Annotated in this window: 22 protein-coding genes and 2 pseudogenes; 8 read left to right on the top strand and 16 right to left on the bottom strand. The window is 60.4% G+C overall.

Features of this window, described 5'->3' with window-relative positions; genetic code table 11:
- Nucleotides 1-138 precede the first annotated feature (138 nt).
- Entirely contained in the window at nucleotides 139-852 is a 714-nt protein-coding gene (locus JOD69_RS06695; protein WP_168183820.1) for a DUF3275 family protein, read from the top strand.
- 8 nt (nucleotides 853-860) lie between these two features.
- On the opposite strand, the gene JOD69_RS06690 is transcribed toward JOD69_RS06695, so the two are convergent.
- From JOD69_RS06690 to JOD69_RS24545, 9 genes and pseudogenes are all read right to left on the bottom strand, one after another.
- The gene (locus JOD69_RS06690; protein ID WP_168175547.1) at nucleotides 861-2441 is read right to left on the bottom strand and encodes a hypothetical protein; all 1581 of its coding nucleotides are present in this window, start codon (nucleotides 2439-2441) and stop codon (nucleotides 861-863) included.
- Between the two features lie 344 nt (nucleotides 2442-2785).
- Nucleotides 2786-3054 (bottom strand): annotated as a pseudogene (locus tag JOD69_RS06685) (integrase core domain-containing protein); the annotation flags it as partial.
- Nucleotides 3055-3075: 21 nt separating this feature from the next.
- Nucleotides 3076-3648 carry a transposase gene (locus JOD69_RS06680; protein WP_240506959.1) on the bottom strand — a complete coding sequence of 191 codons (573 nt, stop codon included), beginning with the start codon at nucleotides 3646-3648 and terminating at the stop codon, nucleotides 3076-3078.
- Between the two features lie 66 nt (nucleotides 3649-3714).
- Nucleotides 3715-4308 (bottom strand): GNAT family N-acetyltransferase, encoded by a 594-nt coding sequence (locus JOD69_RS06675; RefSeq protein ID WP_086134234.1) that lies wholly within the window; start codon nucleotides 4306-4308, stop codon nucleotides 3715-3717.
- Between the two features lie 37 nt (nucleotides 4309-4345).
- A complete protein-coding gene (locus JOD69_RS06670) occupies nucleotides 4346-5008 on the bottom strand; it encodes a DJ-1/PfpI family protein (RefSeq protein WP_086134233.1) in 663 nt (220 codons plus the stop codon).
- A 191-nt stretch (nucleotides 5009-5199) separates the two neighbouring features.
- Nucleotides 5200-6087, bottom strand: a complete 888-nt coding sequence (locus JOD69_RS06665) for a DMT family transporter (RefSeq protein WP_086134232.1) — start codon at nucleotides 6085-6087, stop codon at nucleotides 5200-5202.
- Nucleotides 6088-6171: 84 nt separating this feature from the next.
- Nucleotides 6172-6819: an HAD-IA family hydrolase gene (locus JOD69_RS06660; protein WP_086134231.1), complete on the bottom strand. Its 648-nt coding sequence runs from the start codon at nucleotides 6817-6819 to the stop codon at nucleotides 6172-6174.
- 11 nt (nucleotides 6820-6830) lie between these two features.
- Nucleotides 6831-7343 (bottom strand): GNAT family N-acetyltransferase, encoded by a 513-nt coding sequence (locus JOD69_RS06655; RefSeq protein ID WP_086134230.1) that lies wholly within the window; start codon nucleotides 7341-7343, stop codon nucleotides 6831-6833.
- A gap of 178 nt (nucleotides 7344-7521) precedes the next feature.
- A pseudogene (locus JOD69_RS24545) lies at nucleotides 7522-7674 on the bottom strand (IS3 family transposase); the annotation flags it as partial.
- Here JOD69_RS24545 and JOD69_RS06650 point away from each other — a divergent pair.
- Nucleotides 7615-7836: a hypothetical protein gene (locus tag JOD69_RS06650; RefSeq protein ID WP_086134229.1), complete on the top strand. Its 222-nt coding sequence runs from the start codon at nucleotides 7615-7617 to the stop codon at nucleotides 7834-7836. The pseudogene JOD69_RS24545 and the gene JOD69_RS06650 sit on opposite strands and share 60 nt — an antisense overlap.
- A gap of 187 nt (nucleotides 7837-8023) precedes the next feature.
- Here the strand turns inward: JOD69_RS06650 and JOD69_RS24990 are convergent, their stop codons facing one another.
- Nucleotides 8024-8149, bottom strand: coding sequence for a hypothetical protein (locus JOD69_RS24990; RefSeq protein ID WP_280858736.1), 126 nt, complete (start codon nucleotides 8147-8149; stop codon nucleotides 8024-8026).
- A 282-nt stretch (nucleotides 8150-8431) separates the two neighbouring features.
- Here JOD69_RS24990 and JOD69_RS06645 point away from each other — a divergent pair, with 282 nt between their 5' ends.
- Nucleotides 8432-8680 (top strand): DUF1778 domain-containing protein, encoded by a 249-nt coding sequence (locus JOD69_RS06645; protein ID WP_077732643.1) that lies wholly within the window; start codon nucleotides 8432-8434, stop codon nucleotides 8678-8680.
- Nucleotides 8681-8684: 4 nt separating this feature from the next.
- On the top strand, nucleotides 8685-8993 hold the full coding sequence (locus JOD69_RS06640; RefSeq protein WP_077732642.1) for a type II toxin-antitoxin system RelE/ParE family toxin: 309 nt from the start codon (nucleotides 8685-8687) through the stop codon (nucleotides 8991-8993).
- 875 nt (nucleotides 8994-9868) lie between these two features.
- Here JOD69_RS06640 and JOD69_RS06635 read toward each other — a convergent pair.
- The 5 genes from JOD69_RS06635 to JOD69_RS06615 form a co-directional block, all read right to left on the bottom strand.
- The gene (locus JOD69_RS06635; RefSeq protein WP_086134228.1) at nucleotides 9869-11272 is read right to left on the bottom strand and encodes an efflux transporter outer membrane subunit; all 1404 of its coding nucleotides are present in this window, start codon (nucleotides 11270-11272) and stop codon (nucleotides 9869-9871) included.
- A 105-nt stretch (nucleotides 11273-11377) separates the two neighbouring features.
- On the bottom strand, nucleotides 11378-12499 hold the full coding sequence (locus JOD69_RS06630; RefSeq protein WP_077732640.1) for an ABC transporter permease: 1122 nt from the start codon (nucleotides 12497-12499) through the stop codon (nucleotides 11378-11380).
- 7 nt (nucleotides 12500-12506) lie between these two features.
- Nucleotides 12507-13649 carry an ABC transporter permease gene (locus tag JOD69_RS06625; protein WP_245245495.1) on the bottom strand — a complete coding sequence of 381 codons (1143 nt, stop codon included), beginning with the start codon at nucleotides 13647-13649 and terminating at the stop codon, nucleotides 12507-12509.
- Nucleotides 13646-15271, bottom strand: a complete 1626-nt coding sequence (locus tag JOD69_RS06620) for an ATP-binding cassette domain-containing protein (RefSeq protein ID WP_086134227.1) — start codon at nucleotides 15269-15271, stop codon at nucleotides 13646-13648. Before JOD69_RS06620 ends, JOD69_RS06625 begins: the two co-directional genes overlap by 4 nt.
- Nucleotides 15268-16287, bottom strand: coding sequence for an efflux RND transporter periplasmic adaptor subunit (locus JOD69_RS06615; protein ID WP_086134265.1), 1020 nt, complete (start codon nucleotides 16285-16287; stop codon nucleotides 15268-15270). The genes JOD69_RS06620 and JOD69_RS06615 overlap by 4 nt, the downstream gene beginning before the upstream one ends.
- Before the next feature lie 96 nt (nucleotides 16288-16383).
- On the opposite strand from JOD69_RS06615, the gene JOD69_RS06610 reads away from it, so the two are divergent.
- Complete coding sequence (locus tag JOD69_RS06610; RefSeq protein ID WP_077732637.1) at nucleotides 16384-17124, top strand: CerR family C-terminal domain-containing protein; 741 nt, start codon at nucleotides 16384-16386, stop codon at nucleotides 17122-17124.
- A gap of 50 nt (nucleotides 17125-17174) precedes the next feature.
- On the opposite strand, the gene JOD69_RS06605 is transcribed toward JOD69_RS06610, so the two are convergent.
- Nucleotides 17175-17642 (bottom strand): isochorismatase family protein, encoded by a 468-nt coding sequence (locus tag JOD69_RS06605; RefSeq protein ID WP_205780894.1) that lies wholly within the window; start codon nucleotides 17640-17642, stop codon nucleotides 17175-17177.
- A gap of 644 nt (nucleotides 17643-18286) precedes the next feature.
- Between JOD69_RS06605 and JOD69_RS06600 the strand changes: the two genes are divergently transcribed.
- From JOD69_RS06600 to JOD69_RS06595, 3 genes are all read left to right on the top strand, one after another.
- A complete protein-coding gene (locus JOD69_RS06600) occupies nucleotides 18287-18661 on the top strand; it encodes an RHS repeat domain-containing protein (protein ID WP_168183819.1) in 375 nt (124 codons plus the stop codon).
- A gap of 1 nt (nucleotide 18662) precedes the next feature.
- A complete protein-coding gene (locus JOD69_RS24540; RefSeq protein ID WP_086134225.1) occupies nucleotides 18663-18953 on the top strand; it encodes a hypothetical protein in 291 nt (96 codons plus the stop codon).
- A partial coding sequence (locus tag JOD69_RS06595) for a transglutaminase domain-containing protein (protein ID WP_348529948.1) occupies nucleotides 18877-19827 on the top strand: 951 nt, incomplete at its 3' end. The genes JOD69_RS24540 and JOD69_RS06595, both read left to right, overlap by 77 nt.

Genomic DNA, 19827 nt, shown 5'->3' with positions numbered 1-19827 from the left:
CGGTCTATCAGGCGCCCGCCAGGAGCCAAGCGTCCGCTCACTCCGAGCCGACGGCAGCGTAAGCCGTTTTCATCCACCCGACGGGGGCAACCCGTCGCGGGGCTGCCTCCGTTTTTCATTCAACCGGAGGCTATCCCCGTGATCAAACTCAGCGGAACCCTGTACATTCGCGCCATCCATGGCCGTAACGGCACCTTTTCCGTCGGACGGCTGGTGACCGAGATCGGCGAATTCGCCGTCAAGGATACCTTGCTGGACCAGTACGACGAGGGCCGCTACGAAGGTGAGTTCGGCGTCTCCCGGATCTATCCGACCAATTATCTGGCCGGCGGACGGCTGGTCGTCGAGGTCCGCGCCACGCTGGCAACCATGGCCCTGGCGGCCATCGACGAATTGCCGGCCGAGCAGCAATCGCCCCTGCCGGAGCCCGATCCCATCGATCTGGAACCGCGGGCCGAAGCCACCGCGACGAGCTTTCGCGTGCCGGTGGAAGAAACATGTGCATCGGGCGCGAGCGGTGATGAAACCTTGGACAGCCCGGATTCGCCGCCTGATCAGGAGGCGGACGAACGGCTGTTCGGCGTTCTTTGGCCGCTGGGCGCGACGGTGAAACTCGATACCACGGTCGACGTGCCCGGTTTCGGCAACAGAAGGACGGGGCAGGACCACAGACTACTTCCCAAAAAGCCAGCGTCGGGGCGTCGGGTTGATGCCGTTGTTAGGCGCAGTCGTGGCTGTGGCTATGTACTCCGCCCAAGAACTCTGGAAAAGTCGCCCCTGGAGCCGCATGGACACTTGCGTTGCAGGAACAAGCTGTTGAGTGAGGGCAAATCCCTAGCTCGCTCTGGGTAGCATGGCTTTCATGGCCCTGTCGCTTTCTGGCTGGCCGCCCCTGTTCCGGCCGTGGGCGGCTTAGCGCCGGGGCACAAAATCGTCTGTGGTCCGCGCAGCGTGGTGGGATCGAGCAGCAGGTCGACGGAGGCGTCGAGCCCCGCGACGACCTCCGGCGTGGGTTGAATCCGCTTCAGCTCCGCATCGACCGCCTTCGTGCTCGACGGCACCTTGAGTCCCGCGACGGCCTTCGGGTCCCCGACCGCGGCGAGCAGGGCCGACAGCTTCTTCGCCAGTGGCGGGATCTTCGGATCCGCCTTGCCGTAGTGCCGCACAATCTGGTCGAACAGCGATTTCTGTTGATACATGCCGAACGCGCTGGCGAAGAACTCGTCCGCGTTGTCCCAAGGATGTCCGCCGCCGCCAGCCCACAGGGTGTCGGCGACCATCACCAGCCCCGCCGGATGGGTCGTGGTCTTGCCGTCGTCCTTCAGCGGAGGCAGGTGCTTCGCATCGAACGGTGCGCTGGGGAGCGAAACCGGCGCGGTGTTCTGCAGCTCGAGGAAGAGCTCGGCCACTCCCTTGGCCAGCAGGTCGGGCGCGCCCTTGGGGACGCGGTCGCCAAGGTGGAAGGCGAAGATCCCGTGCGAGCCCTCGTGGGCAATGGTTCCCTCCCAGGAATCCTCCTGCTTGATCACCAGCACGCCCTGGCCTCCGAACACGCGGAATGCGCTGTTCGCGCCCTTCGAGATGGCGATCACGCTGGTCCTCAGCGAGTAGGTGCTGTCCGTGATCTTGCCGTTGAGCACGGCGGCCTGCTTTGCGGCGGCTCGCATCCGCTTGACCAGCGTCGGGATCGGCGCCGGATCGTGCTTGCCGCAGTGGTAGGTCTGCGATTCCGGCGCCTTCGTGATCCCGAGGTCCTTGTAGCTCAGGAAGATGCGCGCGGCGACCCCTCCCTCCGTCACTTCGCCGATGATGGCGTCGTTGCCGATCCAGACCCTGTCCCACGGCGTATACTTCTGCGGCGGGAAGGCCAGCAGCGCGGGCGCGGGTGGCAACGCAACGGGAAGCAGCGCCGCGCCCGTCTCCGCTTGGGTCGCGAGCCGCTCGGCCCGCAGGCGCGCCTCCGGTGCATCGCTGACGGGCGCGATGCGCTGATGCAGCCGGTGGAAGGCTTCGTGACGCAGCATCCGGAGTTGCTCCCGCGGCGGCATGAACAGACCGGCGGGACCGAGGTTTATTTCGCCGTTCCTTGTCCATGCGGGTGTCGCGGCGGGCAAGGTGGTGGGTATGCGCGCGCTGATGCGGAGGGGTGGGTGGTCCAGTTCCCCGGGAGCAGTGCCGATGCCGGAATGCACCCGCAGCCTTGAAAAGCCGTAGCCGAAGCGCTGGATACCTGGTGGCGCGCCGATAACGACGGAGTGCGCTGCCGTTGCCATCACCCGATCGGCAATCCGGTCCGCTTCCTGGTCGTATACGTCTTCTGGAGTCTTAACCGTCAGTTTTGTCTGTGTCTTCATGGGCACTTTAGCGTATACGGGTATCCGGCTGAAATCGTGACCGAAGCGGGCAATTTTGGTAGTAGTCGAGTCTCCTTCGACATTCACCGTATTTGCTTCTAACCGCCGCTGTACGGCTTGATTCCCGATCGCGCGCTGCAGAAGGAGGATATGATGCTCATGATGATGCGGCCCAAGTATTGTCTTCCGAGGCCGGGCAAGGCTTGAGGATGCCGGCTTTTGAGCTTGATTCTGTTTTTGTGCAAAGGCTCGCATACTTCACCTTCTCTTCAGTTGCAGCCTGCAGTCTAACGAAGCTGTGGAAAAACCTGCTTTTTGTTGCCTTATGAGCCCGGCTTCGATTTTTTGAAATGATGGGCTCGAACTGGAAATCAGCGGTGGCCCCGGTTTTCTGGACAGAATTTTCCCGATCCTAAGTGGGCTTCTGCGGTTTAGGCTGCCTGTTGAATGGGCAGCGGATCGAAGTACACGCTATCGGGGGTCTTGCCGTCAAGCGATGAATGGGTCGACGTTCGTTGTAGAACTTGAAATACCGCTGCAAGCCTTCTCGTGCCTGGGAAACCGTGTCGTAAGCATGCAAGTGGACCTCCTCATATTTCACGCTTTTCCACAGCCGTTCGACGAACACGTTGTCGACCCAGCGGCCTTTGCCACCCATGCTGATCCGAATGCCGTGGTCTTGGATGAGATCGACGAACTCCGCATTCCCGAGCGATGGCTTTCATCGCATAATCGCCGGTAAGATAGGCCAGCGCCATGCCGGTGCGCGGATCGTCGGCCTATTCCGTTCGATAATGCGCCAAGGGCTTCGCCATCGGCCGCCGTTGCATGCGGGGGATTTCATCCAGCGGCTGATCCGGCGCAAGGCTGGATTGCATGCGCTCGATGAATTCAGGGCTACCCAGATAAATCTGGCCTTGCAGATGATCCCAAATGCTCGGCAAGCCAACGCCAGCAGATAACTGTCCTTCTCCACCAGAATCGCCTGGTATCGCCCCTGAAAAACATGCCCGACGCGCCCGTGCGTTCGGTTTACCATTTGCGTATAAACCCCGTTGAGCTGGCGCATGCCTCGGGCGAGATTGCCCTCCGGCGTTTCAATCACCAGATGATAGTGATTGGACATCAGGCAATAAGCCTGACAAACCCCGTTGAACCGCGCGCAAACCTGCCCCAGCAACGCCAGCCAAGCCTCGCGGTCGATATCGGAAAAATAAATGTCCTCGCGCCTATCGCCACGGGACGTGATGTGATGGAGGCCGCCGGATAACTCGATGCGGAGAGGTCTTGCCATGGGGGGAGATGACAGGGTGTGGGCGTGTGTGGAAGACCTGACCCCGGTGGTGCCCGAAAGCGGTAGTTAGGCTCTTTTGCCTTTCTCTTCAATTTCTTGCCTGCTGGCGGCCTTCCTGAAGCACGCAGCGTGAAGCCTGTACAGTACATGGGGCCTGAGCATGCTGTCATCATGCATGTCCGGATGCTCGAATTCGCGGCTATACTGCATGCCAAGACGCTCCATGACCCGGCGAGACCGCCGATTGCCCACGGTGGTGAAGGCAACAACCTCGGGCAGGCCGAGCCTCAGGAATGCTATCTGCAGCGCACCATGGGCGGCCTCGGATGCGTACCCTCGGCCCCAGTGGGTTACTGAAAGCCGCCAACCAACTTCTACACACGGCGAGAATGGCAATGCCGGGGCTGGCACATGCAGTCCGACGAAGCCGATAAAAGGTTCACCGCCTTTAACCTCGACAGCCCAGAATCCCCAGCCACGCAGTTCAATGAGCGAGCGGATCTTATCCGCCATCTCGTCACTCTCCCGACGCTCCAAAGGTTTGGGAAAGAACTTCATCACTTGCGGATCGGCATTGATGGCGGCAAAAGGTTCAAGATCACTTTCCCGCCACTGCCGCAAACGAAGCCGCTTAGTCTCGAATTCGATCAGTTCCGCCATGACAGGGGCCAAACCTTCTTGGTGCCTAACGCCAAGCTCAGCCGCGGAAGGCTGCGTCGCGCCCTGACGCCGGCTGGAGCATTGTGTTATGCGATTCGCTTACCTTCGCAGCCTCAATGGATGACTTAATGAGCTCCTCAAAAATGCGGGCCTGCCCTGCCGGAACGAGCTGCCTATGTATCTCGCGCCGCTTGGATTCATCACACAAACGTTCAGCCAACCACCCGGTCAGATATAGCGCCGATAAGCACCCGCCCGCCGTAGCAATATTGCCTTCCACTACCAGCGCTTTGTCTTGAACATCGACACCCATAGCCACAAGACCCGGCTTAGCATCTGGATGCGTTGTCGCTTTGATACCTTTCAATAAACCAAGTCGGGATAAAATGAACGAACCTGCGCAGACCGAGCCGATGAGTTGTTTTTGTGGATTCAATTTGAAGGAAGACATGAATTCTTCATCTTCCAATGCGGCTGGCACACCCTTATAACCACTAACAAACAAAACCACGTCAGAGGCATTTGCCTCTGATACATGGCCATCGGTTTTTACCGTCATACCCAGCGTAGACGTGTGGGTGCTTTTTGTTCCAAGAACTCTTACCTTCCAGTCTGTTCTTGTCCGTCCCAGGATGTCTCTCATTAAGAAAAAATCGATATCCGTAAACTCATCAAAGATGACAATCGAAATTTGATACACAATTCATCCCTCCTCCTGATGATGAATTTCCAATTAATTCCTGTAGCACTGTAGATCAATCACTTGCGCTGATCTGTGCTTGCTGAAAATCGCCTTTTAATTACCGAAGCAATAATGCCAACGTAAGCCGCAAGGCCCGAACGGCGTAGCCATAGAGGGCTTGTCGGCTTGACGCACTCGTTAGAGCAAAATCAGGCTCGTGGTTGCGGAATGGGCTCTAGCGGCTTAATTTTCTTCCGCTCCCGATCCAGGTTGATAAAGTTGCCTGCCAGTATCAAGCCCGCGCCCAAAACCAAATACTCATCTACACGCTCACCGTAAAGCGCGTAGCCAACCAGCGCTATGAGTGGTAAGCGCAGGAAATCTAAGGGCACCACTACCGAGGCATCCGCCAGGGAAAGTGCCCGCACCATGCAGTAGTGCGCACTGAGCCCGGTAATGCCGACCACGATGAGCCAAGGCCAATGTGCTGCTGCAGGGGTAACCCAAGTAAACACCGCTGGCACCAAACCTAGAGGCAACTGAATCAACATCATGTAAAAGAGAATGCACAGCGGTGTATCTCGCCCCGCCAGCTTCTTGGTCAGCGTATGAGACAGTCCATACGCAAAGGCGCCGGCCAGCATTACAAGCGCCGCCGGATGAACGACCGACCAGCCGGGACGAAGGATAACCAAAACACCGGCGATGCCTAGAACAACCGCCAGCCCCCGACTCGGGGAGATACGCTCACCCAGCAGTAGTGCCGCGAATACCACCGTCCAGAGCGGCACGGTGAACTCAATGGCAAACACCGCCGCCAGCGGAACAAACGCAATGGCATAGAACCAACCGAACTGCCCACAAAAGTGAACGAAGTTCCGCCCGAGATGTATTCTAACGTTCCGAAACGAGACCTGCGTCCAACCGACTCTAGTGAGTATGGCCGAGATAACAGCCAAGCCGATGAGGCTGCGGATGGCAAGAAGTTGGAACGTGCCAAAGTTCGCGGAAAGTTCGCGTACCGCAACGGCCATCGCGGAAAATGAGAGTAAAGCGCCAACCATCCAGGTGGCAGCAACAACTACTGGGTGGCGCATAGGCGTAACTCCTCCTTTCCGGCTGTAAACCGAAGTTTAGCGGGCACGCCGGCGCCAGCCGCTGTGTTCCGCTCGAACCCCAGGTTAGACGCCCTGGGATGCAGCATCGATGAGCCTAGGAAGGTCAGCCATACGGCCAACGACTGCATGAGACTGTCCGAACATTTCGCTGTATTGTGACCCAGGCAAGTAGTGGATCGCCGTCATTCCAGCGGCTGCCGCAGCTTGTAGGCCGACAGGGCTGTCTTCGACGACGATGCACTGATTGGGAGAGTATCCCATTGACCGTGCTGCGTGGAGAAACAGCCCCGGATCCGGTTTCCACGAACCCACCTCATAGGAACTGAACACATGGTCGCCGAAGTATTTCGAAAGGCCGCTTGAAAGCAGGGCTTCGGCGATTTTGGTCGGAGGGCCGCTGGATGCAACGCACTTGGGATAGCTGAGCGTCTCAAGCATCTCGATAGTGCCGGGTGTAGGGCGCAGGTCGGTCCGGAAAAGCTCGCTGACTCGAGCGCGATAGGTCGCCTCGAAATTCGGAGGTAGCGGTCGACCGATGCGAGCCCCAAGATCAGCGAGTATCAGCGCCAGTTTCGTCCCCCGGTATCGTTCGACCATTGACTCGAGGGTTTCACCGATCTCAGGCAGCAGATCCAAGAACGCTTGATTACACAGGCCCTCGCTATCCACCAGCGTGCCGTCAAGGTCAAAAATGATGCAAAGGCGAGACATCTTTCTGGCGCCTATCGCCCCGCTTCAGCCGCCGACGTCGGCTGCAAGCGGTTGTTGGGCGAGATATCCTTGATCATAGGGATGCAGTCTAGTGATATACCTCGTGGAGAGACATAGGTAGCAATCTCATCTCCTTTAAAACCGCATGCTCGATAAAACGCCGCGGCGTTTAACGTCGACTCCAAATTTAGCGTCTCCAACCCATGGCTTAAGGCGATCTCCTCAAGGAATGTGACAATCCCCCTTCCTATGCCCTTTCTCATGTGGTTTGGATGGACAAATACGGCGTCAATTTTTCCGGTATCGATATTGATCATGCCCGTGCCAACCACTTGGTGGTGATACTTCGCCACGTAGAAATGTTTCTCGATGTGATCTATGAAATCCTCCGTTAACATACCACCAGTCCACACTTTTAGGGCATCGCCGGAATAGTGGCCAGCACATTGATTGAGGACGGCAGTATTCCTTATCTCCCAGGCCGCCCGAGCATCCTCCCGTTTTGCCTTCTCGATGCTTAACATCGGTCTCTCCTTTATGCCCACCAAACAATTAAACGGTTTTTGTTTATCATCCGTTACGGTGTACCACACGTCCCCTGCCTGACAAAGTATCCTTTATTTTCTTGATCTATCCTTCTGTCTATCTTCCTATTCGGCAATATAGGTTGACCTGGTCAAGTAGCAGCGGACACCCCACTCAACAACCACCTTTCCGAATCATGCTGCCGGTCATGCCATACGCCTGTAGCAGGCCCCGAAACACCCGGCTGGCATATTGCACGCCCGGTTGGGAATGATGCAGCAGTTGGCCGCGCGGCGGTTGCCGGCGCCACAGCGCCATCCGAAGCGCGTCAGCGGGCACGGCGAGCAACGCAGTGCCCGCGAGCGATTGGCCATCCTCGTGGGGGTCAGTCTCTTAGCCGACGATGTGGGAGGGGCTGCGGCCACAGTGATGACCACCTGCCTCAAAGATCCGGTCACCCACGCGCGAGCGCAGACTATAGAACAGGGGTAAACCATGGCGAAAAAGCCAGGCCTGAACAGGGCGAACGTTGTCCCGTTTCGGTCGGGAACGGCGCGCCGCGCACCGGCGCCGCTGAAGGGTCCACGCCTGGTCTGGCCCACGCGCACCGATGCGATCGCGGCGGTCGCGCCCATCGCTCGGGCGGGGCGGATGACGTGAACCGGCGCTCGCGCGGTCGCTAGAGTCCTCTCTGCCGTATCACGCCGTCATGCTCGTGTAGGTCGGCATCCTCCGGGTGATCGAGTTCTTCGGCGCGATGATCTTTGTCACGGTAATCTTGATGCTCGGCTGGCTGTTGATTCAAATGGTCCGCGATTACCTGGCCGGCGCTTAAGGCCTGCGGTCTCTCATCGCTCGCGATCGGGAAACTTGTCGCATGCTAAATTCAGTGCTGGCGTGGAGGCGTATTGGGTCTCGATGTGTGCCGGCAAGCGGCTTAAGAGGCCCTCGATAGGCACCTGGCGCGGATCCGCCGGAAAACGGGCGGCGGATTGCTCAGGAATAATCTAAACAACAAATGTTCATTTGTGCTAATGTTGTTTATCACGCTAAGCTAGACAGTGCCTTAATCCAGCAGGAGGACATGATGCGTTTATCGATTGAAGTGACCCCGGAACAACATCAACGACTCAAGGCTGTGGCGGCTTTGCGCGGTCAGAGCATCAAGGATTATGTTCTGGAGCGCGTGTTACCGGATATCGCGGCAGCGGATGAAGACGAAGCGCTTCGCCAGTTGGAAGCCTTCCTGGAACCACGGATCAAGGCTGCGAAAGACGCCGCCGTCCACAAATCGGTCGAACAGATCTTCGAGGAAATCCATCGGGAAGCGCGGTAAGGGAATGCTCCCTTATGAATTAACCGCCCCCGCTGAGGAAGACCTCAGGGAGATTGCCCGTTACACGCTAGAGCAATGGCGTCAAAGACAAGCCCTACGCTATGCCGGGCTGCTGGACAAGCATCTTCGGGAGATCGCCGCCCGGACCGTGCCTTCGCGCAGCTTTTCCGAGCGGTATCCCCAGGTCAGGGTGAGCCGCTGTGAACACCACTATATTTTTTATATCCATCCGGAAGAAAAACCACCGCGCATTATTGCCGTCCTGCATGAGCGGATGGAGACGCTGACCCGGCTTAAAAGCCGGCTGGGATGATCGTCCCTTAACTGAAATCGCGCGGATTGCAGTCCCAGCGCTTTATGGGGCCGGTGCAGAAAACGGAAAAACCTGTACGCCAAGGGTCAATGCCGTTAAGTTAAGCCGTCATTCCAATCGCAAACGGTCGTTCTGGGAGCGCCAGAACGCCCCTTCCGGCAGGGATTGCTCACCCCATCCCTGGGGTTCGTCCTACGGACCGTGCTCCGCACGTCCAAATTTGCTCCTGGCAAATTTGTGCCGGACAAATCGGCAGGGCGAGGCGCAATGCGGCGAGCGGGCAGGCCAGGGAAGGACTGCCCAGGACTCGCGAGCGAAGCGGGACGGCGTAGCGTGGCGAGGCCGATTTGCACGCGAAGCGCCCGTAGGGTGCCGCACAGGGACTGTGCGGCATGAATCCAGTGCACAAGGACGTGAGAGGCCTCTGCCATCCATAGCGTCTGGACCCCGGCATTCCAATCGCAAACGGTGTCTTCGGGAAGGGCGTGGCCGGCGCTCCCGGCCAGGCCGTTTGCGATTGGAAGGGTCGCGACTAAAGCGACCGTTTGCGATTGGAAGGGTCATCCCAGCGCTCCTGGGATGACCGTTTGCGATTGGAGCACCGAAGCCACCCTTCCCTGCCGGGGTGACGTCATTCGTCTTAACTTAACGGCATTGACGCCAAGGGTACGGGGTGTCAGGTTGAAGCTTAGAGCACACGTCGGGCATATCAGAAAAGGCTTAAATCGACTCTACTCTGACGCATCTAAGCCGGCTGGTCTGACGCCAGGTTGAGGTTAAGCTCAGCCGGACATGCCGAGCTGATAAAGAACCACCGGCCAGCAAAATGCGTTACCCTACCCCTCTCGAGCCAGGCGCGCCGATGACTCACAAACTCATGATTTCTTGCCGTCGGCAGCAACCAGCGGCGGCGTGGCGTTAGCCCCGCCTCCCAGAGATTTGTACAGAGAAATCAGATTAACGGCAGTGAGGGCTCGTGAATTAGCGAGTTCACTTTCCACCGCATACAGGGCGCGTTGTGCAACCAGCACGTCCAGCAGGGAAATGACGCCGGCTTCGAAGCGCAGTTGGGATAAACGCACCGCCTCTTGCTGGTCCTCCACCGCGCGTGCCAGCGTTTGACGTCGGATCTCTTCCTTGAGATAGCGGGTCAGCGCGGTTTCGGTTTCCTTGAGCGCCTCCAGCACACCCTTTTCGTAAGCAAAATAGGCTTCCCGTTGTTTGGCCTCGGCCAGCTTGATTCCTGCCTTGATGCGGCCAAAGTTGAGCAAGGGCTGCACAAGGTTGGCGGCGTTGCCATGGGAAAACGCCGCGGACTTGAACAAACTTTCGATATCGGTATTTCGCAATCCCAGAAACGCCGACAGCGAGATTTTCGGAAACAGCTCCGCGATAGCCGCCCCCTGCATCGCCGTAGCGGCCGCCAACTGGCGCTCGGCGGCGCGCAGGTCAGGCCGATGGCGGATGGTATCGGCGGGCGAAGCGAGCATGGCTTGCCCCGGTGCTTCGGGAAAGGGACCGGGCGCATCCAGCTCGGCGGCCAGCGCACCGGGCTGCTGGCCCGCCAGCGCTTCCAATTGACGCAGGGCAGCGGTCTTGCCGGCTTCCAGGGTGGGAATCTGCGCCTCGGTGGTCTCCGCTTGGGCTTTGGCGCGCACCACATCATGGCGGGTTCCGATGCCCTCTTGCAGCAGCCTTTCGGTCTGCGCCAGGGTCTGCCGCATACTGTCCAGGTTCGATCGGGTGATGGCCAGCAGGGCCTGAGCGTTGCGGTAGTCGATGTAACTACGCGCCAGCTCGGAGCTTAACGTCACCAGGGATTGAGCGTATTGGTCACCGGCCGCTTCCAGCTCCGCCGAGGCCGCCTCGAGGCGCCTTTGCTGGCGTCCGAACAGATCGATTTCCCACAAGGCATCGAAGCCGATCTCGAACAGGTTGTAGCGTATGCCCGGCCTCAGGCCGGGCATCGGATTATCTTGGCGCTGCACGCCCCCCGTCACATCGACCGACAGAAACAGTTCTGCGCGGGTGCTGCTCCGTTCGGCTCGGGCCTGTTCGATTCGGGCCAGTGCGATTTTCACGTCGAGATTGCGCGCCAAAGCTCGATCCATGAGGCGATCCAGTTCGTAATCGCCGAAGGCTCGCCACCATGCCTTCAAATTTTCCGGTTTGGCCCATAGCAGATCGGCGCCGATCTTCTCATCTGCGTGCCATCGATCCGGAACGGCCGGAACAGGCGCCCGATAATCTGGACCTACCGTGCATGCCGCCAGGCTCATTGCGAATAGTGACAGTGAAAATTGGAGCTTGGTGTTCAATGTCGTTGTGTATCTGTTGTGCGTTTTTTCATCCAGACCATCGCCTGCCGTTCTACTGTGTCCGCACTAAGCCAGCTTGTTGCGGAACATCCAGGCGGCGATGGGCAGCGTCACGGCCGCAATCATCAGAAGTGCCAGCATTTCGGGCAGCAGCTGGACGATGCCGGCACCCTCCAGATAGATCTGGCGCGTCATGCTGATGGCATAACGGAGCGGGTTCACGGCGGTAAGGTATTGGAGTGCGTCCGGCATGGTCATCACCGGCGTGGTCAAGCCGGACAGCAGCATGAACGGCATCATCACCACGAGCGTACCGATCATGGCCTGCTGCATGTTTCGGGCGATGGAGGAGAGGAACAAGCCGATCCCGACCGATGCCGCCAGGAACTCGGCAAGGCTCAGGTAAAGCACGAAGTAGGAGCCCGCAAAGGGAATTTGGAACCATAGCTGGGCGACCAGCAGGATCGAGGTGGCCTGAATCAGCCCGACGATCATCGACGGCAATGCCTTGCCGACCATGATCTCGTAGGGACGGAAAGGCGTCACCAGCAATTGCTCGAAAGTGCCTGCCTCCCGTTCGCGAGCCACCGACATGGCGGTCAGGCTCATCGTCATCATCATGGTGATCGTCCCGATCAACGAGGGAATCATGATCCACTGTGTCTCAAGGTTGGGGTTATACCACGCCCGGGGCGTCACCTTGATGCCGGGCGGCGGCGTAACGCCGTTCTCCTGGCGCCACCTCTGCACGAAGTTCGCGGCCAGGGTGCTCACATACCCTTGCGCGGTTCCGGCGGTGTTGGTGTTGCGCCCGTCGGCGATCGCCTGGACCTTGGCGGTACCATCCGCCATCAATTGGCGCTCGAAGTCCCGGTCGATGATCACCGCGAGGACAGCGCGGCGATCCGTGATCGGGTCGGCAATGTCGGAAGCGTTTTGCAGCGTGGCGATACGATCGAAAGTGCCCGAACCATCGAGGGTGGCGATGAAGGCCCGCGACGCCGCACTGTGATCGCGATCGAGCAGCACATAGGGGACATGGTTCAGATCGTAACTGGCGGCGTAGCCAAAAATCAGGCACTGCAAAATGGGCGGCACGAACACCGTGACCCGGCTCTTGCGATCTTTCAGGATCGCCAGAAGCTCCTTGCGGATGAGGGCGAGGATGCGAAATAAGGAGTCGGTCATGGCAACCTCAGTCGATGCGCTTGCGGGTCGCCTTGGCGGCCATGGCCATGAGCAGTGCGGCCATGCCGGCGAGGACGAGCGCGTTGGGCAGGATGATGGGCCACACGTCCCCGGCCAGAAACAGGGTCTGCAGCGAGCTGACGAAATAGCGGGCAGGAAAGATGCTGGTCACGATCTGGGCGCCCCAGGGCATGCTGCGGATGTCGAAGATGAAGCCCGACAGCAGGGTCGCTGGCAGGAAGGTCACCAGAAAGGTGATCTGGCTGGCGAGAAATTGGCTCTTGGTCGCCGACGAAATCACCAGTCCCATACCGAGCGCCACCAGCAGGTAGAGCGAGGAGACCAGCACCAGCAGCCAAAGCGACCCACGCAAGGGGACGGCGAACAAAAACTGGCTGCCGGCAACCGCAAGGACGAGCCCGAACATGCCCATGACGAAATAGGGCACGGTTTTGCTCAGCAGGATTTCGACGGGACGAACGGGGGTCGCGAACAGCGCCTCGAAGGTGCCGCGCTCCCATTCCCGGGCGATGACCAGGGAGGTCAGCAAGGCTCCGATCAAGGTCATGATCAGGACGATCAGGCCCGGAACCAGGAACCAGGAACTCTCGTTGGCCTCGTTGAACCACAGCCGGCCCTCGATGGCGATAGCAGAGCCGCCTGCAGCGGCGCGGCCTTCGGCGATCTCGCGAGCCAGCCAGGTCGCTACCGCGCCCCTTGCGTAACTGATCGCGATGCGGGCGGTGTTGGCGTCCGTCGCGTTGACCGCCACCAACAGATCGGCTTCGCCGCGCGCCACATCCCGTGCGAAATGGGGCGGAAAGCGAACGACGGCGCTGACTTGATGCTCGGTCATCAGCCTCGCCGCCTCGGCCATGGTATTGACCGGGTGTACCCGGAAATAGCTCGAAAGGCTCAGCGCCGCGCTGACGGCGGAGGTCTCTTCGGAAGCGTGCTCGACGACGACTGCGACGGGGAGATGCTTGAGATCGAAGGAAAGCCCGTAGCCGAACAGGATCAACATCACGATCGGCAGGACGACGCCGATGGCGATGGCGCTGGGGTCCCGGAGGATCTGCCAGGTTTCCTTGCGGATCAATGCCCATACCCGCCGGGCACGGCTTCGCGCCATCAGCTCCTGGCCGGTCATTGCGCCGCCTTCCCTACGCTGTGCCGGGATTGCTCGACGATGGCAATAAAGGCATCCTCCATAGTGGGCAGCTGCCCACTTCGGGGCTCCCCCTGGGCGCGGATCGCCGCCGGCGAGCCTTCCGCCAGGGCGATGCCGCCATCCATGATGATCACACGGTCGCAATATTCGGCCTCTTCCATGAAGTGGGTCGTGACGACGACGGTCACCCCCTGTTCCGACAGGGCCGTGATCCGGCCCCAAAACTCGCGGCGAGCCAGAGGATCGGCACCGCTGGTCGCCTCATCCAGAAACAGGATTTCCGGTTCATGCAGCAGCGCCGTGGCCATCGCCAGCCGCTGTTTGTACCCCCCCGGCAGCTTTCCGCCCGGCAAGGCCGACATCGGGCCGAGATCGAACTGGTCTTTCGCCCAGGCGATGCGGTCGCGTTTTCTGGAACCGCGCAGACCATAGGCGCTCGCGAAGAAATCCAGGTTCTCATCCACGGAAAGGTCGCCGTAGAGCGAGAATTTCTGAGCGACGTAGCCCAGTTTCGCCCGTGCCTCGGCACGGGCGGTCCTCAAATCGGCCCCCGCTACCCGGAGGCGCCCGCCAGTGGCCGGGATCAGCCCGCATAGCATGCGGAAGGTGGTGCTCTTGCCCGCCCCGTTCGGCCCCAACAGTCCGTAGATTTCCCCGCGCCGTACCTGAAAGGACACATGGTTCACGGCGACGAAGTCGCCGAAGGTCCGAACCAGATCGAGAACTTCCACGGAAGGAACGCCGACCGCCTCGCTGGGAGGGCGGCCCAGCGTGATGGATGGGGAATGGATCTCGCCGACCGCGGCTCGGAACAGCGCCATGAAGCCGTCTTCGAAGCGCGGGGCTGCGGGTTCAAACTCGAGGCCGCCCTCTCCGCCATCATCTTGAGGGACGCGCGACGAGCGGGTAACGACCCGAACCTTCCCTGCCTCGGGTACGGCGTCCGCCACACCTGGATGCTTGAACAGGCGTGCCTGCAGAGAGCGGGCCGTGGAGCCCTCGGAGGAGGTGGCGAAAAACACGCGCCCTTCCGCCCGAGAGGTGATCTCCTCCGGTGTCCCTTCCGCGAGCACTTTGCCTTGATGCAGGACCACGGCATGGTCGCAGAACGCGGCCTCGTCGAGATAGGAAGTGCTGACGATGACCGTCAACGCCTCCTCACGCACCAGACGCCGCACGATTTCCCACAACTCTCGGCGGGACAACGGGTCGACGCCCACGGTCGGTTCGTCCAGCAACAACAGGTCGGGCGGACGGACCAAAGTGCAGGCGAGGCCCAGTTTCTGTTTCATGCCGCCGGAGAGCGCTCCCGCCAAGCGACCGGTGAACGGGCCGAGGGCGGTCATCTGCAGCAGGCGGGGATAGACCGCCATGCGCGCCGCTGGGCTGATGCCGTGCAGTTCGGCATACAGATCCAGATTTTGCTGGACGGTCAGATCTTCGTAGAGGCCGAACCGCTGGGGCATATAACCGATGCGGTCCTGTATGGCCTGCGGGTCGGACGAGGCGTCGATGGCCTTGACGGTCTCGCCCGTTTCACGCTGGAATGTCTTGTGAACCCCGCGAATTTCCACCGGATGCGTCAGGCCTTGCAGGCTCATTGCCGTGCCCGGTCGCGGGCAGGTCCGTCTGCATCCGGCGGAATCTTCACTGTTGCCGGCATGCCCAGGCGCAACACGTTCTGGGGATCTTCGACGAACACCCGGATTTCGTAAACCAGGCTGGCGCGCAGGTCTTCGGTCTGCACCGTTTTCGGCGTGAACTCCGCGACCGGCGAGATGAAGCCGACCCAACCCTCGAGCGGATGATCGGGAAGACTGTCGACCAGGATTTTCGCGCGGGATCCGGAATGCACACGCCCGAGCTCCGGCTCGGGAACGTACGCCCGCACCCATTTTGTCCCGATGGTGGCCAACGAGAACACCGGTTTCGTCGGGGACGCCATCTCTCCCGGCTCCATCAGCCGCGACTGGATCACGGCGTCGAAGGGCGCCCGCAACTCGGCGTCGGCCAATTGCCGGCGAATCAGTGCCAGCTGCGCCTCGTAGCCCTTGAGCTGGGCTTCGGCCTGGGCGATGTCTTCCAGGCGTGGTCCGATGACCGCGAGCCTGAGTGCCTTCTCAGTAACCTCCACCTTCGCGGCCGCCACATCGGCGGCCGACTTTGCCGCATCGAAATCCTGCTTGCTGATGGCCGCACTCGACACCAGATTTTTCCGCCGCCGGTAGAGAGCCTTGGCGTTGTCGGCGTCTGCCTTGGCGGATACCAGGTTCGCCCGAGCCTGTTCGATCTCCTCCGGCCTGCTGCCGTTTCGGAGGCGCTCCACGACCGCTTTCTGAGCATCTACCGCGGACTCGATCTGGATCGATTGGGGCACCAGCCGGCTGGTATCCATGCGGGCCAGCACCTGCCCTTTGCGGACCACATCGCCTTCTTCCGCTAGGATCTCGGTGATTCGCTCGGTTCCATTAAACGGTACGGAGGCTTGGCGAAAGTCGATGTTGCCGTACACGGTCAGCAAGCCCTCTGCGGAAGGGCGATGGATATGCCACCATCCGCCGCCTAGAGTTACCAGGATGAGAGCTGTCGGAATGATGATGCGAGCTTTCGTGTTCATGGCATAAGAATGGGTGCAGCCACCACTTTTGTCAAATTCGAATTTGAAATTTAAATTTACGTTCATAAGACATGCTTTTCCCGGTATGCTCTTTCCATGAAACAAGAGAAGCGAAATCGAAAATTGCCCGGTCACCGGGACGATGGCGTAGCCACAAGGTGGCAGATCCTCGAGGCTGCAGGCGAGGTATTTGCCGAAAAAGGGGTTGCCTACGCCACCGGCAAGGAAATCGCCGAACGAGCAGGAGTCAATTCGGCAGCGGTGAATTACTACTTCCGCGGCATAGATGGCCTTTACGCCGAAGTCCTAGTGGAGGCCCATCACCGGTTGATGGATTTGGAGTTCCTGAAGAAGATCTCCGAAGCCCCGGGGCGTCCGGAAGACAAGCTGAGCGTCTTCATCGACGGCATGCTACGGGCGGTTCTTGGTCCGATGTCTTCCAACTGGGCCCTGCGCGTGCTGGGTCGGGAAATACTCCACCCCTCCACCGCGTTTCCAATCCTCCTGGAGAGGGAACTCCTCCCCAAAATGCAAATCGCCACCGCGTTCATCAGCGAGATTCTAGGGGTACCTCCCGACCACCCTGCGGTCGCGCGCAGCAGACTCGCCATCATCGCGCCGTTCGCCCTGCTTCTGCTCGGGAGCTCCAAAATGCTGGAACACGCGGCACCACAAGAGGCTATCGCCAATCAACCGGACGCTGCCATTGAGCACTTCAAACGATTCTTCATGGGCGGGCTGGCCCAAATAGCCTCCGACCTTGCGCGTGAGAAGGCAGGAAACGGTGATGATGTAGCCAAGTCACCTCAGGGGGCGCCGGGACGTTCGGCGCACTGATCCAGGTCAACTACCAACATCCCCCGCTGAGTAAGCGTTGTTCGTCTCCCTCAGCCTTGTAGGGCCGGCATCACCACCTGCTGCACGATCGCGCTCCCTTCGGGGGTGCTCCAGTTGCCCGCAAGTTCCGCGATCACCTGGTTCGTGCTGGACAGCGTGACGCCGTTCTTCTCCATGCGGCGCAGAGCCATGTCGTCGCCGATCTGGCTCGGCGAACCGCCGGCATCGGCGATGACCTGAACCGCATAGCCCTCGCGTACCAGGCTCAATGCCGGGAAGACCGTGCACACATCGTTGTGACGCCGGCGATGATGAATTTCTTGCGTCCGGTCGCCTTGACGGCCGCCGCGAAGTTTTCGTCGTCCATCGCGTTGACGATGCCGACGCGCTTGATGCGGGCGGCGAATTCGGCCGGCAGAATCGACTCTAACTGTAGTGACCTGCAATGGAAAATCCGAGAACCTGCAATCCATCCGGCTGGCCTGCAATCCTTCGCCGCGGACCGGGATTATTTGCAAATATGATTGCCTCGACTGGCGGACACAATCATCAAAAGATGGGAGTGGTAACGGCCACGACCAGCCCGTGGGCCATCAGATACACAGGCTACTTCTAGGAAAGAGCGACGTATTCCCATGTGCGGAAGCCAAAACGCCTGGGAAAAATCAGTGAACTATGTCACAGCAATGGATGTGAATATTCACCATCCACTGACACAACCCTGTAACGCGGCGACTTTTAAGATCGCCTTTAGCGGTGAATTTGGCGCAATTGCGGGTGACGGACGCAACCGAACGGTGGGAACCGTACGAGCGCCGTCCGCCGCGGTTCAACGGACAAGGGGTATCGGCCGGAGGGGTCAACCCCGGTAACGATATCGCCGCCTTCGTCGACCGGCGATTCACACAAAACTTAAACGATGCGTTTTATGGGGGGTTGGGCCTAGTCGCCCTTGTTTTGCCATGGCGCCTCGAAATACCGGTTCAAAAACTTAAGGTAAGGCGTTATGGAACGAGACACGCGCGCAACGCGTCACTCCTCTTCAGGGCCTGAACGGCGATCTCACCGAATCGTCCTGGCCTTCAATCCCCAGTGCCGGTCCACGGATCGCCACCGGAACCTTCGGTTAGCGCTGTGCGCGGGTCTCCTGTCAGGGCTGGCCTTGCCGAGCGTTCGTGCCGTCGAAATCAACTATGGCTATGACGACCTCAACCGGCTCGTGAGCGCAACCCGGTCCGACGGCCCGGCGCTGGCCTTCCAGTACGACGAGGCCGGCAACTTTACCAGCCAGGGGGTCAGCAACAGCCCGGACACCGACGGCGATCTGATCGCCAACTTCGCCGACCCGGACGACGACGGCGACGGGATCACCAACCTGGCTGAATATCAGGGCAATACCGATCCCTTGCAAAACCAGCAAAACTCGGGCACCGCCCATGCGAGCGTGCCCGCGGTGCCGGCCGAGGGTTTGCTCCTGATGGCCGTGGCGCTGTGGCGCATCGCCGCTCGACTGAACCAGAAAAACCGGGGCCTTTGACATGAAGCCGGAAACAAGAAGAAGCGGGGTGGCCCCGATGGCCCTCTGGGTGCCGTTCGTGGCGTTCGTCACATTGGCTGGGCTGGTCTCGGCAGAGCCTTTCGCCGCGCCCGAGGGCTGGATCGACCAGCGCGCCAAGCTCGTCTCGCCGGAATCGGCCGAACGCGTGGTCGCCCAACGCGAACAGACCCTGGCGCAGGAGCGCGACCGGCAGGCTGAGCGGCAACACCTATTGGGCGCGACCGCCGCGCCCCGCGCGGCCGCGGAGATCACGCCAGGATTTCCGGCGTGACCTCCTGTATCGGCCCGCGCCCCGCGCGGCCGCGGAGATCACCGCGGCGGCGGAGGGCCTGGTATCGGCCGCCACCGAGTTCAGCCAGCTGGCGGCGGCCCTGGACAACGATCCGCGCCGCATTTACCAGTTCGTCCGCAATCATTTCGCCTACGTGCCGTATTACGGCGCGCTGAAAGGCCCCTACCTCACGCTGAAGGAACGCAGCGGCAACGATTTCGACCAGGCCGCCCTGCTGGTGGCGCTGCTCCGGGCCGCCGGGTTCACCGCCCAGTTCCAGTACGGCAGCATGACCATCCCGGTGTCGGCCGCCGATGGCCTGGACCTGGCCCATTGGCTGGGCACCGAGGCCAATGCCGGTGTGATCGGCACGATGATCGCCACCGGCGGCATTCCGGCCGTCAACCACGGGACCAGCTTCACGCTGGATCGGGTCTGGGTGGTGGCGACGATCAACGGCAACACGGTCGCCCTGGACCCGGCGTTCAAACCGAGCGACAAGCTGGCGGGCATCGATCTGGCGGCCGCCATGGGCTACGACCCGGCGGCGTTACTGAGCGCGGCCGGCGGCATCACCGGCAGCCATTCCATCCAGAGCCTCGATGCCGGCGCCCTCGACAACGCGCTGAATACGCTGACCACGCAACTGGCCGCGCAGCTCCAGCAAAACTACCCTAATGCGCGGGTCCGCGACATCGCCGGCGGTTTGGGCATCCTCCCGGACGACAGCGCCAGCCTGCCGGCTGCGCTGCCGTTTCCCGGCACCCCGACTCAAGCCGCCTGGACCGACATTCCCTCCGGCTACATCCACACCGTCCGCCTGCAACACGGCGGCCTCGATACGACGCTGAACATCCCCGAGATCGCCGGGAAA

The sequence above is a fragment of the Methylocaldum sp. RMAD-M genome (assembly GCF_017832375.1).
Lineage (GTDB): Bacteria > Pseudomonadota > Gammaproteobacteria > Methylococcales > Methylococcaceae > Methylocaldum.
This window is presented reverse-complemented; position numbering and strand designations above follow the sequence as displayed.